13 protein-coding genes are annotated in these 12,847 nt (G+C 71.7%); 8 read left to right on the top strand and 5 right to left on the bottom strand.

The genetic code is table 11. The features are described 5' to 3' along the window. The first annotated feature begins 27 nt into the window (after window positions 1-27). Genes cobJ through cobC form a run of 4 tightly spaced genes read left to right on the top strand, consistent with a single transcriptional unit; the run spans window position 28 to window position 4,253 of the window. Window positions 28-1,710, top strand: coding sequence for a precorrin-3B C(17)-methyltransferase (gene cobJ / locus ACGFR9_RS32980; protein ID WP_393216071.1), 1,683 nt, complete (start codon window positions 28-30; stop codon window positions 1,708-1,710). Next, window positions 1,707-2,294 (top strand): precorrin-8X methylmutase, encoded by a 588-nt coding sequence (locus ACGFR9_RS32975; RefSeq protein WP_393216068.1) that lies wholly within the window; start codon window positions 1,707-1,709, stop codon window positions 2,292-2,294. Before cobJ ends, ACGFR9_RS32975 begins: the two co-directional genes overlap by 4 nt. After that, complete coding sequence (locus tag ACGFR9_RS32970; RefSeq protein WP_393216065.1) at window positions 2,291-3,196, top strand: sirohydrochlorin chelatase; 906 nt, start codon at window positions 2,291-2,293, stop codon at window positions 3,194-3,196. The genes ACGFR9_RS32975 and ACGFR9_RS32970 overlap by 4 nt, the downstream gene beginning before the upstream one ends. Then, window positions 3,186-4,253: an Rv2231c family pyridoxal phosphate-dependent protein CobC gene (cobC, locus tag ACGFR9_RS32965; protein WP_393216062.1), complete on the top strand. Its 1,068-nt coding sequence runs from the start codon at window positions 3,186-3,188 to the stop codon at window positions 4,251-4,253. The genes ACGFR9_RS32970 and cobC overlap by 11 nt, the downstream gene beginning before the upstream one ends. 22 nt (window positions 4,254-4,275) lie before the next feature. On the opposite strand, the gene ACGFR9_RS32960 is transcribed toward cobC, so the two are convergent. From ACGFR9_RS32960 to ACGFR9_RS32940, 5 genes are all read right to left on the bottom strand, one after another. Next, window positions 4,276-5,145 carry an SCO1860 family LAETG-anchored protein gene (locus ACGFR9_RS32960; protein WP_393216059.1) on the bottom strand — a complete coding sequence of 290 codons (870 nt, stop codon included), beginning with the start codon at window positions 5,143-5,145 and terminating at the stop codon, window positions 4,276-4,278. A 146-nt stretch (window positions 5,146-5,291) separates the two neighbouring features. Beyond that, on the bottom strand, window positions 5,292-6,383 hold the full coding sequence (locus ACGFR9_RS32955) for an amidohydrolase family protein (protein ID WP_393216056.1): 1,092 nt from the start codon (window positions 6,381-6,383) through the stop codon (window positions 5,292-5,294). 21 nt (window positions 6,384-6,404) lie between these two features. After that, window positions 6,405-7,202: an amino acid ABC transporter ATP-binding protein gene (locus ACGFR9_RS32950; protein ID WP_393216053.1), complete on the bottom strand. Its 798-nt coding sequence runs from the start codon at window positions 7,200-7,202 to the stop codon at window positions 6,405-6,407. Beyond that, complete coding sequence (locus ACGFR9_RS32945) at window positions 7,199-8,035, bottom strand: amino acid ABC transporter permease (RefSeq protein ID WP_393216050.1); 837 nt, start codon at window positions 8,033-8,035, stop codon at window positions 7,199-7,201. Before ACGFR9_RS32945 ends, ACGFR9_RS32950 begins: the two co-directional genes overlap by 4 nt. Before the next feature lie 4 nt (window positions 8,036-8,039). Continuing rightward, window positions 8,040-8,891: a transporter substrate-binding domain-containing protein gene (locus ACGFR9_RS32940; protein ID WP_393216047.1), complete on the bottom strand. Its 852-nt coding sequence runs from the start codon at window positions 8,889-8,891 to the stop codon at window positions 8,040-8,042. Window positions 8,892-9,077: 186 nt separating this feature from the next. Here ACGFR9_RS32940 and ACGFR9_RS32935 point away from each other — a divergent pair, with 186 nt between their 5' ends. The 4 genes from ACGFR9_RS32935 to ACGFR9_RS32920 all read left to right on the top strand — a co-directional run bounded on the left by ACGFR9_RS32935 (window position 9,078) and on the right by ACGFR9_RS32920 (window position 12,846). After that, entirely contained in the window at window positions 9,078-10,178 is a 1,101-nt protein-coding gene (locus ACGFR9_RS32935; RefSeq protein WP_393216044.1) for a pyridoxal-phosphate-dependent aminotransferase family protein, read from the top strand. Between the two features lie 378 nt (window positions 10,179-10,556). Beyond that, the gene (ectA, locus tag ACGFR9_RS32930; RefSeq protein WP_393216041.1) at window positions 10,557-11,063 is read left to right on the top strand and encodes a diaminobutyrate acetyltransferase; all 507 of its coding nucleotides are present in this window, start codon (window positions 10,557-10,559) and stop codon (window positions 11,061-11,063) included. Between the two features lie 77 nt (window positions 11,064-11,140). After that, complete coding sequence (ectB, locus tag ACGFR9_RS32925; RefSeq protein WP_311646600.1) at window positions 11,141-12,412, top strand: diaminobutyrate--2-oxoglutarate transaminase; 1,272 nt, start codon at window positions 11,141-11,143, stop codon at window positions 12,410-12,412. Window positions 12,413-12,447: 35 nt separating this feature from the next. Continuing rightward, window positions 12,448-12,846 (top strand): ectoine synthase, encoded by a 399-nt coding sequence (locus ACGFR9_RS32920; protein ID WP_030224423.1) that lies wholly within the window; start codon window positions 12,448-12,450, stop codon window positions 12,844-12,846. Window position 12,847: the final 1 nt, after the last annotated feature.

The following is a 12,847-nucleotide window of genomic DNA, read 5'->3' as shown; positions in this document are numbered from 1 at the left end:
CCGCCGCCGTATCGAAGGAGTCGCCCAGTGATCGGCCTCATCTCCGCCACCGCGGCGGGCGCGGTCGCGCGGGACCGGCTGGCCGCCGCGTGGCCGGGTCGTACGCGCGTGTACGAGGGTCCCGTGCCGGACGCCGTACGGACCGCGTTCGCCGAGTGCGGTCAGCTTGTCTGTTTCCTCGCCACGGGGGCCGTGGTGCGGCTGGTGGCACCGCTGCTCGGTGACAAGGCGGGCGATCCGGGTGTCGTCTGCGTCGACGAGGGCGGGCGGTTCGCCGTGTCGCTGGTCGGCGGGCACGGCGGCGGGGCGAACGAGCTGGCCCGCGCGGTGGGCGAGGTGCTGGGCGCCGAGCCGGTGGTGACGACGGCGACCGACGCGGCCGGCCTGCCGGGTCTGGACACCCTCGGACTGCCGGTGGAGGGGAACGTCGCCGCCGTGTCGCGGGCGCTGCTGGACGGCGAGGCGGTCGCGTTGCGCGCCGAAGTGGCCTGGCCGCTGCCGCCGTTGCCGGTGGCGGACGAGGGCGCGTACACGATCCGGGTCACGGACCGGCTGGTCGATCCCGGCGAGCGGGAGGCGGTGCTCCGGCCGCCGGCCCTCGTCGTCGGTGTCGGCGCCTCGAAGGGCGCCCCGGCGGACGAGGTGCTCGCTCTGGTCGAGGGCGCCCTGCGCGAGGCCGGACTGTCGGCGGCGTCGGTCGCCGAACTCGCCACCGTGGACGCCAAGGCCGGGGAGCCCGGCATCGTGGAGGCGGCGCGGCGGCTGGGCGTACCGCTGGTGACGTACTCCGCCGAGGAGTTGGCGCGGGTCGACGTGCCCAACCCGTCCGCCGCGCCGCTCGCCGCCGTCGGCACCCCGTCGGTCGCGGAAGCCGCGGCGTTGGTGGGCGGGGGCGAACTGCTCGTGCCCAAGCGGAAGTCGGCGGCGCGGCCCGCGATGGCGACCTGTGCGGTCGTACGGCGGCCGGGGCGCGGGCGGCTCGCGGTGGTCGGACTGGGGCCCGGTGCCCGGGACCTGCTCACCCCGCGCGCGAGGGACGAACTGCGGCGCGCCTCGGTGCTGGTGGGGCTCGACCAGTACGTCGACCAGATCCGCGATCTGCTGCGGCCCGGCACGCGTGTGCTGGAGTCCGGTCTCGGCGCCGAGGAGGAGCGGGCGCGCACCGCCGTCGCCGAGGCCCGGCGTGGGCAGGCGGTCGCGCTCATCGGCAGCGGGGACGCCGGGGTGTACGCGATGGCGTCCCCGGCGCTCGCGGAGGCGTCCGACGACATCGACGTGGTCGGGGTGCCGGGGGTGACGGCGGCGCTGGCGGCCGGGGCGATCCTGGGGGCGCCGCTGGGCCACGACCATGTGTCGATCAGCCTGTCCGACCTGCACACGCCGTGGGAGGTGATCGAGCGGCGGGTACGGGCGGCGGCCGAGGCGGACATCGTGGTGACGTTCTACAACCCGCGCAGCCGGGGCCGTGACTGGCAGTTGCCGAAGGCCCTCGCGATCCTCGCGGAGCACCGGGAGCCGGCCACGCCGCTCGGGGTGGTGCGCAACGCGTCCCGCGCGGACGAGTCGAGCCGGCTGACCACGCTGGCCGGGCTGGACCCGGCGACGGTCGACATGATGACGGTCGTGACCGTGGGCAACACGGCGACCCGTGAGATCGCGGGGCGCATGGTCACCCCGCGCGGCTACCGCTGGCAGGAGGAGACCCGGTGAACCGTGTGGTGCACCCCATCGAGCGGGAGTCCTTCCGGCGGCTGCGGGCCCGCCTCGACACCTCGCGCTTCCCGCCGCTGACCCGGGCGGTCGTGGAGCGGGTCATCCACTCCGCCGCCGACCTGGAGTACGCGTCGGACCTCGTCATGGACGAGGGCGAGTTGACGAAGGCGCACGCCGCGCTGCACGCCGGTGCGCCGGTCGTGGTGGACGTGGAGATGGTCGCGGCCGGGATCACCCGCCGGCCCACCGTGTGCCGGCTGAGGGACGCCGTCGCCGGTGACGGCCTGACCCGTTCGGCGCACGCCGTGCGGCTGGCGTACGAGGAGGCCGGGCCCGGCGCCCTGTGGGTGATCGGCTGTGCGCCGACCGCCCTGGAGGAGCTGCTGACCCTGGACGCCTCCCCCGCGCTCGTCATCGGGCTGCCCGTCGGTTTCGTCGGCGCGGCCGAGTCCAAGGCCGCGTTGCGGGAGAGCGGACTGCCCGCCGTCAGCAACGTGTCCGAGAAGGGCGGGTCGGCGGTCGCGGCCGCCGCGCTCAACGCCCTGCTGTACCACCCGATGTCACCCGAGGAGAACCTGTGACCACCCCGCCCGCGCTGCTCATCGCCGGCCATGGCACCCGTGACGACGCCGGAGCGGAGGCGTTCCGTGACTTCGTGCGGGAGCTGGGGCGCCGCCATCCCGGACTGCCCGTCGCCGGAGGGTTCATCGAGCTGTCCCCGCCGCCCCTGGGTGAGGCCGTCGCCGAACTGGTGGAGCGGGGGGCACGACGGTTCGCCGCCGTACCGCTGATGCTGGTGTCCGCCGGTCACGCCAAGGGCGACATCCCGGCGGCGCTGGCCCGCGAGAAGGAACGCCACCCCGGGATCACGTACACGTACGGCCGTCCGCTGGGCCCGCACCCCGCCCTGCTGAGCGTGCTGGAGCGGCGGCTGGCCCAGGCGGTCGACCCGTCCTGGGATCCGGCCGGGGTGACGGTGCTCCTGGTGGGGCGCGGGTCGACGGACCCGGACGCCAACGCCGAGGTGTTCAAGGCGGCCCGGCTGCTGTGGGAGGGGCGCGGCTACGCGGGCGTGGAGACGGCGTTCGTGTCGCTGGCCGCGCCGGACGTGCCGGCCGGGCTGGAGCGGTGCGCGCGGCTGGGTGCGCGCCGGGTCGTGGTGCTGCCGTACTTCCTGTTCACCGGGATCCTGCCGGACCGGGTGCGGCGGCAGACGGAGGAGTGGGCGGCGGCTCATCCGGAGACCGAGGTGCGGTCGGCGGACGTCATCGGCCCGGAGCCGGAGCTGCTGGATCTGGTGTGGGAGCGGTACGAGGAGGCCGTGCGGGGTGATCTCCGGATGAACTGCGACACATGCGTGTACCGGATCGCGCTGCCGGGGTTCGAGGACAAGGTGGGGCTGGCGCAGCAGCCGCACTTCCACCCCGACGACGACGGTCACCATCATCACGGGCACGGCCACGCGCACTCCCATGCACACTGAGTCCGGGGGCGGCGGGCACGATCTGCGGCATCACGGGGACGCGGAGGTGCGCGACGACGGGTCCGCGCTGGTCGACCTCGCGGTGAACGTCCGCGCGGACACGCCTCCCGAGTGGCTGCGGGAGCACATCGCCGGGTCGCTGTCCGGGCTCGCCGCCTACCCGGACGGGCGGGCGGCGCGGGCGGCGGTGGCGGCGCGGCACGGGCTGCCGGTGGAGCGGGTGCTGCTGACGGCCGGTGCGGCAGAGGCGTTCGTGCTGCTGGCGCGGGCGCTGAAGGTGCGCCGGCCGGTGGTGGTGCACCCGCAGTTCACGGAGCCGGAGGCGGCGCTGCGGGACGCCGGGCACACGGTGGACCGGGTGCTGCTGCGGGAGGCGGACGGTTTCCGGCTGGACCCGTCGGCGGTGCCGCCGGACGCGGATCTGGTGGTGATCGGGAACCCGACGAATCCGACGTCGGTACTGCATCCGGCCGGTACGGTCGCCGGGATCGCCCGGCCGGGGCGGACGCTGGTGGTGGACGAGGCGTTCATGGACGCGGTGCCGGGCGAGCGCGAGGCGCTGGCGGGGCGGACGGATGTGCCGGGGCTCGTGGTGCTGCGGAGTCTCACGAAGACGTGGGGGCTGGCGGGGCTGCGGATCGGGTACGTGCTGGCGGCGCCGGAGACCGTGTCGCTGCTGGAGCGGGCGCAGCCGTTGTGGGCGGTGTCGACGCCGGCGCTGGTGGCGGCGGAGGCGTGTGTGGGGGCGCGGGGGGTTTCGGAGGCGGCCGACGCGGCGCGGCGTATCGCTGCGGACCGTTCGTATCTGGTCGCGGGGCTGAGGGACTTCGCCGGGCACGGGCTGCGGGTCGTGGAACCCGCCGACGGGCCCTTCGTCCTGGTCCGGTTGCCGGGGGCGGGGGTGGTGCGGGGGCGGTTGCGGGCGCTCGGTTACGCGGTGCGGCGTGGGGACACGTTTCCGGGGCTGGGTGAGGAGTGGTTGCGGGTCGCGGTACGGGATCGGGGGACGGTGGGGAGTTTTCTGGAGGCGCTGGGCCGTGCGCTGGGCAGAGTGTGATCTCGCCCGCGAAAGAGATCCCCTACCCCACCCGCCGCCGCGCCAGCGCCACCGCTCCGCCGCCCGCCGCCAGGAGGGCGACCGCCCCGGCCGCCACATACGGCGTCGTCGACGACCCCCCGGTCTCCGCCAGGTCCGCCTCCTTCCGCGCCCCCTGCGGCTGAACCGCCGGAACGGCGGCAGGCGTCTCGCACCGCGCCTCGGCGAGGGTGAGCGTGCCCTCGACCTCGGCGACGTTCAGCTTCAACGGATTGACGGACACGTCAAGACGCAGCGCCGTCGCCGCGGCCGACCCCGACGTCGTCCTCGTCCCGGACAGGTTCAGCCGGACGGACCCCACCCCCGGCACCTCGACATCCGTCGGCCCCCCGGACGTCAGCCGCACCCGCTTCCCCAGCACCGTCACCGACGCCGGCAGCGTCACCGAGGCTTTCGGCGTCTCCCCCGCCTCGCACACCGCCTTCGAGCTCACGGTCTCGAGCTCGACGACCGACAGCAACGGCAGCCCCGGGACATGGAGCCGGGCGGCGGCCAGGTGGGCGGACGCCTCCGCCCGCCCGTCCCGCACCGTCGAGGCCGCGCCGGCCGCCTCCGCCCGCAGCACGCTGAACGGCCTGCCGCCGTCGACGCCGTCGAGGGTGGCGGTCAGCGCCGTCTCGCGTGCGCTCTGCGGGGCGGAGACGTCGTCGAGGGAGACGGTGAGCGGCGCGTGGACGGTTCTGTTGAGCAGGGACACGTCCAGCCCGGTACGCAGGACGGCGGCGCTCGCGCTGCCGGGGTCGCCCTCGGTGGCATGGGCGGCGGTGGAGCCCGTGCCGGACAGGGCGGCGAGGACGGCGGCCGCGGCGACGGCGGACCAACAGCGTGCGGGCGTACGGAAGTTGGAGTTCACGGTGGTGGGACCCCCATGGGACATGACTGGGACCCGCAAAGAATGTCCGTATGTACGACGAACCGTCAGCGATCCGCCGGCTCTTCACTCCTTCGAGTCGATATCGCGGATGCGTTCGAATCAGGAGGTACGGCTGTTCCCCGCCGTCACCCGACCACGCGCCCGTTCAGTACCACCCGGCGCGGATCGGCGAGTACGCGGAGGTCCGCGCGCGGGTCGGAGCCGTAGACCACCAGGTCGGCCGGGGCCCCCTCCTCCAGGCCCGGGCGGCCGAGCCACTTCCTGGCGGCCCAGGTACCGGCGGCCAGCGCCTCGACGGCCGGGATGCCGGCCTTGGCCAGTTCGGCCACCTCCTCGCCCGCCAGGCCGTGCGGAAGCGTCCCCCCGGCGTCCGTGCCGACGAAGACGGGGATGCCGGCGTCGTAGGCGGAGCGCACGGTGTCGTAGCGGCGTTCGTGGAGCCGGCGCATATGGGCCGACCAGCGCGGGAACCTGGACTCACCGCCGTCGGCGAGGGCGGGGAAGGTGGCGATGTTGACGAGGGTGGGGACGATCGCGACGCCCCGTTCGGCGAACAGCGGGATGGTGTCGTCGGTGAGACCCGTGGCGTGCTCGACGCAGTCGATGCCGGCCTCCACCAGGTCCCGCAGCGAGTCCTCGGCGAAGCAGTGCGCGGTGACGCGGGCGCCCAGCCGGTGCGCCTCGGCGATCGCGGCCTGCACGGCGCCGCGCGGCCAGCAGGCCGACAGATCGCCCAGATCGCGGTCGATCCAGTCGCCCACCAGTTTCACCCAGCCGTCGCCGCGCCGGGCCTCCTGGGCGACGTACGCGACGAGGTCGTCGGGCTCGACCTCCCAGGCGTAGCCGCGGATGTAGCGGCGGGTGCGGGCGATGTGCCGGCCCGCCCGGATGATCTTCGGGAGGTCGTCGCGGGAGTCGATCCAGCGGGTGTCGGAGGGCGAGCCGGCGTCACGCAGCAGCAGGGCGCCGGCCTCCCGGTCGGCGAGCGCCTGCTTCTCGGCGACGTCCTCGGGGACGGCGCCGTGCCGGTCGAGGCCCACATGGCAGTGGGCGTCGACCAGACCGGGCAGCGCCCAGCCGTCGACGGTACGGATGTCGCGGGCGCCGGCGGGACGGTCGTAGGCGATCCGGCCGTCGACCACCCACAGTTCGTCGCGGACCTCGTCCGGGCCGACGAGAATCCGCCCCTTCACGTGCAGCACCGCGCGTTCGCTCATACCCGGCACCCTAATGACCCGCTACTCGGACCTGCCCACCTGGTCCGAGGTCTCCTCCTCCACGTTCGCCATGGCGGGGTCGAGGAGGCGGGAGAGGAAGTGGCGGGTGCGGTCGTGGCGGGGGTCGCCGATGACCTGTGCGGGGGTGCCGTCCTCGACGACGACCCCGCCGTCCATGAAGACGACCCGGTCGGCGACCTCGCGGGCGAACGTCATCTCGTGGGTGACGACCATCATCGTCATGCCCTCGTCGGCCAGCATGCGCATGACGGCCAGGACGTCACCGACCAGTTCGGGGTCGAGCGCCGAGGTCGGCTCGTCGAACAGCATCACCTCGGGGCCCATGGCCAGCGCGCGGGCGATGGCGACGCGCTGCTGCTGGCCGCCGGAGAGGGAGGACGGGTAGGCGTCCGCCTTCTCGGCGAGGCCCACGCGCCGGAGGTTCTCGGCGGCCACCTTCGCCGCCTCGGACTTGCCCCGGCGCAGCACCCTGCGCTGCGGCAGGGTGAGGTTCTCGGTCACGGTGAGGTGCGGGAACAGGTTGAACTGCTGGAAGACCATGCCGATACGGCGGCGTACGGCGTCGATGTCGACGTCCGGGTCGGTGAGTTCCGTACCGCCGACGTACACCTGCCCCTTCGTGGGTTCCTCCAGCAGGTTCACGCACCGCAGCAGGGTCGACTTGCCGGAGCCGGAGGGGCCGATGACGCAGACGACCTCGCCCTGGCCGATCTCCAGGTCGATGCCGCGCAGCACATGGTTGTCGCCGAAGGACTTGTGCAGTCCGCTGACGTGGATCTCGGATCGGCTCGGGCTCATTTCACGGCCTCCTGGGCCTTGGCCTCCATCCGGCGCACGACGAGGCCGAGCGGAATGGTGATCAGCAGGTAGCACAGGCCGGCCACCAGGATGGGCGTGGAGTTGGCGGTCTGGCTGGCCAGGTCACGGCCGTACTTGGACAGTTCGCGCTCCTCCAGGGTGACGCCGAGGAACAGCACCAGCGAGGAGTCCTTGAAGAGCAGGACGAGTTCGTTGGTGAGCGGGGGGAGGATGATGCGGAACGCCTGCGGGATGATGATGGAGACCATGGCGCGGGCGGGCGAGAAGCCCAGCGAACGGGCCGCCTCCATCTGTCCCTTCGGTACGGCCTGGATGCCGGCCCGGATCGTCTCCGCCATGTAGGCGGCCGCCACCAGGCCGAGCGCGAGGGCGACCTTGCCGTAGGTACCGCCGACGATCTCCGTGCCGGGGAAGGCGAGGGGCACGGCGACGCCGATGAAGATGAAGATCAGCAGGGCCGGCAGGCCGCGGAAGATCTCGATGTAGACACCGGCCAGCCAGCGGTAGGGGCCGACCGACGACAGCCGCATCAGAGCGATCAGCATGCCGAGGGCGAGCCCGACGGCGAAGCCGGTGACCGTGTAGAGCACGGTGTTCTTCAGCGCCAGCGTGATGACGTCCGGGAACATCCGCTCGGCGATGTCGGCCTGCGCGAACTGGTTCTTCAGCCTGCCCCAGTCGGCCGCGACCGCGAAGGCGATCACGGCCCCGACGAAGACGACGTACTGGACGCCGCGCGACAGACCGCGCTTCTGCCGCCGGGTCAGGCCCTTCTTCTTCGGCTGGAGGTCGAGCTTCTCCGTGTCGGCCATGGGATCAGGACGCGGCCGGCGAGGCGGCGGACTCGTCGTACGGGCCGATCCACTTCTCGTAGAGCTCCTTGTACGTGCCGTCGGCCTTGGCGTCCGCGAGGGCCTTGTCGACGGCCTCGCGCAGCTTGGTGTTGCCCTTCTTCACCGTGAAGCCGTACTCCTCGCCGGTGTCGATCTGCTCGGCGACCTCGAAGGCGTCGGCGTTGGCCTTGTCCTTCAGCCAGCCCTGGACGACCGGGTAGTCGATGACGACGGCCTTGACCTGGCCGGTGCGCAGTCCGTTGAGAACGGCGTCGGAGGACTCGAAGGAGACCGGGTCGAAGCCCTGGCCCTTGACGTAGTCCTCGCCGGTGGTCTGCGCCTGCGCGCCGAGCTTGACGTTCTTCGACTTCACGTCGGCAAGGGAGCCGACGCCGCTGCCCTTCGCGACGAGGACGGCCTGGGTGGCGTTGAAGTAGGGGTCGGAGAAGTCGACGTTCTTCTTCCGCTCGTCGGTGATGGTCATACCGGCCGCGGCCAGGTCGCACTCGCCGGAGTTGAGGAAGGCGCCGGTCTTGAAGTTCTCGAACGGGGTGTCGAGGATCTCCTGCTTCACGTCCAGTTCGTCGGCGACCAGGTCGATGAGCGCGACGTCGAAGCCCTGCACCTTGCCGTCGATCTCCGACTGGAACGGCGGGTACGGAAGGTGGGTGCAGGTGGTGAGCTGTCCCGCCTTGACGAGCTCGACTCCGCCGGCGGCGGTCTTGGAGCCGCTGCCTCCGTCGTCGCTGGAGGTGCAGGCGGTCAGGAGGACCAGCCCGGCCGTCGCGGTGGTGGCGGCCAGAACACGGGTCCGGCGGCCGAGGAGCGTTGTCACGGGAGCCTCCTGTCAGGGAACTTTGCGTTCCGATTATAAGGAGAGGTTTGAGGCTCTCAAACCAATCCGATGGTCGCGGAGCGGTCCGGCCTGAGAAACCTGCGGTCGGACCGCGTCACGGGCGAAGGTCTACCCTCGATCACGTCGTACGTACCCGCACCGCCGCGAAGTGAAGAGAGCACCGCCGTGACCCATCCCTTTCTCGATCTGTCCCCGCTGAGCGCCGCGCACTTCGCCTCGATCGAGGACGGGGTGGCACGGCTGCTGCGTACGGAGCAGGACGTCGTGATCATGCAGGGTGAGGCGCTGCTGCCGCTGGAGGGCGCGATCCGCGCGACGGCGGGCCCCGGCACGACCGCGCTGAACGTCATCACCGGCCCCTACGGACAGACCTTCGGCGACTGGCTGCGGGACTGCGGTGCCACCGTGATCGATCTGGCGGTTCCGTTCCGTACGGCGGTGACGGCCGGGCAGATCCGGGAGGCGTTCGCCGAGCATCCGGAGATCGACTTCGTGTCGCTGGTCCACGCGGAGGCGGCGACCGGGAACACCAACCCGGTCGCGGAGATCGGCGAGGTGGTGCGGGCGCACGGGGCGCTGTTCTATCTGGACGCGGTGGCGTCGATCGGGGCGGAACCGGTGCTGCCGGACGCGTGGGGTGTGGACCTGTGCGTGATCGGGGCGCAGAAGGCGATGGGCGGTCCGGCCGGGGTGTCGGCGGTGTCGGTGAGCGAGCGGGCGTGGGCGCGGATGGCGGCGAACCCGCTGGCGCCGCGGCGGTCGTATCTGTCGCTGCTGGACTGGAAGGAGCGCTGGATCGACGGCGGGCGAAAGGTGCTGCTCCACGCTCCGGCGCAGTTGGAGATGCTGGCGCTTCAGGCGTGTGTGGAGCGGATCTCGGCGGTGGGGCTCGACGCGGTGATGGCGCGGCACGCGGCCGCCGCGGCTGCTACGCGGGCGGGGGCGGTCGCACTGGGCGGGGGCCTGGAGCCGTATGTGCGTGACGCGGCGGATGCGGCGCCGGTCGCCACGACTCTGCGGGTGCCGTCCGGCACGGTGGCGGCGGAGTTGGTGGCCCGCGCGCTGGCCGCCGATCCGGCGCTTCCGCTGGCCGCGGGTGGGGGTGCTCTCGCCAAGGAGATGATCCGGGTCAACCACTATGGCTCCGAGGCGGCTCCGGGGGCGGTGCGGGCGAGTCTGGCGGCGCTGGGGGCGGCGCTCGGCGAGCAGGGGCTGGGCGTGGACGTGGAGGCCGCCCTGCGAGCCGCGGACACGGCCTGGGTCTGATCCCTTCTTCGCCCCGGCGGGGGCGTATCCACGACATGGCCGGCCCATGAATTCCCCGGGATTATCGAAATCCCTCCCCAGGCATTACCAGACCTATTTCACGATTAGCTTTCCGAGCAGCTTCCCGTCTTCTTCTGCCCGGTTTCCCCGGACCTAAACGACCCGATCTCGCGAGCATTCCGGACGCCGTCACGTGAGTTACACACTTGTGACCGGTTCCACATCGCGCCCGTTTTACGGCTTATACACCGTGACAAACAGGGCATCTCGCCGAGTTTCCGCGCGGACCCACCCGCCCGCGCGATAACACAGATCAAGCCCGCACGTAACCCCGACAGACGATGCAATTTTGAATTTACCTCGGTAAGTTCAATTCGCATGACTGCCGCACAAGCAGACCTGCAAATCGACCGCCCCACCGTGGCGGACGGAGCCGTGCTGTGGCGGATAGCAAGGGACTCGAAGGTCCTCGACCTGAACTCGTCGTACAGCTATCTGCTGTGGTGCCGCGACTTCGCCGCCACCTCGGCCGTGGCCCGCGACGAACGCGGGGAACCGGTCGGGTTCGTCAGCGGATATCTGCGGCCCGACAGCCCCCGCACCCTGCTCGTCTGGCAGGTCGCGGTCGACGCGTCGCACCGCGGCCGCGGTCTCGCCGCCGCGATGCTCGACGGACTCGCCGCCAGGACCGCGGAGGAGCACGCGGTGGACACCGTGGAGACCACCATCGCCCCCGGCAACACCGCGTCCGAGCGTCTGTTCACCGCGTTCGCGGAGCGTCACGGCGCCCTGCTGGAGCGCGAGGTGCTGTTCGACGCCGGCCAGTTCCCCGACGGACCGCACGAGCCCGAGGTGCTGTACCGCATCGGGCCGCTCACGCGCTGACCGCGCGGCCCGCCCCCGACCTTCCCGACTTCCTCCGACTTCCTCTGACCTCCCACGCCACCGAGGAGCGATTCGTCGTGACCATCACCCAGCCCGACCTCAGTGTCTTCGAGACCCTCGAGTCCGAGGTACGCAGCTACTGCCGCGGCTGGCCCGCCGTCTTCGACCGTGCGCACGGCAGCCGCATGTACGACGAGGACGGCCACGAGTACCTCGACTTCTTCGCCGGAGCGGGCTCACTCAACTACGGGCACAACAACCCCGTGCTGAAACGCGCGCTCATCGACTACCTGGAGCGGGACGGCGTCACCCACGGCCTCGACATGTCGACGACGGCCAAACGCGCCTTCCTGGAGTCCTTCCAGAACTGGATCCTGCGCCCGCGCGACCTGCCGTACAAGGTCATGTTCCCGGGCCCGACCGGCACCAACGCCGTGGAGTCCGCGTTGAAGCTGGCGCGGAAGGTGAAGGGGCGCGAGGCGATCGTGTCGTTCACCAACGCCTTCCACGGCATGTCGCTGGGCTCGCTCGCCGTCACCGGCAACGCGTTCAAGCGGGCCGGCGCCGGCATCCCGCTGGTGCACGGCACACCGATGCCGTTCGACAACTACTTCGACGGCCAGGTCCCGGACTTCCTCTGGTTCGAGCGGCTGCTCGAGGACCAGGGGTCCGGACTCAACAAGCCCGCCGCCGTGATCGTCGAGACGGTGCAGGGCGAGGGCGGCATCAACGTCGCCCGGCCCGAGTGGCTGCGCGCCCTGGCCGAGCTGTGCGAACGCCAGGACATGCTGCTGATCGTCGACGACATCCAGATGGGCTGCGGCCGTACCGGCGCCTTCTTCTCCTTCGAGGAGGCCGGCATCACGCCGGACATCGTCACCGTCTCCAAGTCGATCAGCGGCTACGGGCTGCCCATGGCACTGACCCTGTTCAAGCCCGAGCTGGACGTCTGGGAGCCGGGCGAGCACAACGGCACCTTCCGCGGCAACAACCCGGCCTTCGTCACCGCCACCGCGACGCTGGAGGCGTACTGGGCCGACGGCTCGGCGATGGAGAAGCAGACCCGTTCGCGCGGCGAGCAGGTAGAGCAGGCGCTGATCGCCATCACCGAGGAGAACCTCGCCGACGTCAAGGAGTACCGCGGCCGCGGCCTGGTGTGGGGCATGGAGTTCCACGACAAGGAGCGCGCGGGCCGTATCGCCAAGCGGGCCTTCGAGCTGGGGCTGCTGATCGAGACGTCCGGTCCCGAGAGCGAGGTCGTCAAGCTGCTGCCGGCCCTGACCATCACCCCGGACGAGCTGGACGAGGGTCTCACCACCCTCGCCCGCGCCGTCCGGGAAACCGCCTGAAACCCGTAACCGAGCCGAGGAGGCATCGCAACACCGTGATCGTCCGTTCGTTCAAGGAGCTCGAAGGCACCGACCGGCACGTGAAATCGGCGTCCGGCACCTGGGAGAGCAAGCGCATCGTCCTCGCCAAGGAGAAGGTCGGCTTCTCCGTGCACGAGACGATCCTGTACGCGGGTACCGAGACGAACATGTGGTACGCGAACCACATCGAGGCCGTCGTCTGCACCAAGGGCGACGCCGAGCTGACCGACCGCGAGACCGGGCAGACGTACCACATCACGCCCGGCACCATGTACCTCCTGAACGGCCATGAGCGGCACACGCTCAAGGTCAAGGAGGACTTCCACTGCATCTGCGTGTTCAACCCGCCCGTGACCGGACGGGAGGACCACGACGAGAACGGCGTCTATCCGCTGCTCACCGAGGAGGTGTGAG

It is taken from the genome of Streptomyces sp. NPDC048584, from assembly GCF_043199595.1.
GTDB classification, from domain to species: Bacteria; Actinomycetota; Actinomycetes; order Streptomycetales; family Streptomycetaceae; genus Streptomyces; species Streptomyces edwardsiae.
The sequence above is the reverse complement of the archived record's forward strand: the minus strand, read 5'-3'. Positions and strand labels throughout refer to the sequence as shown.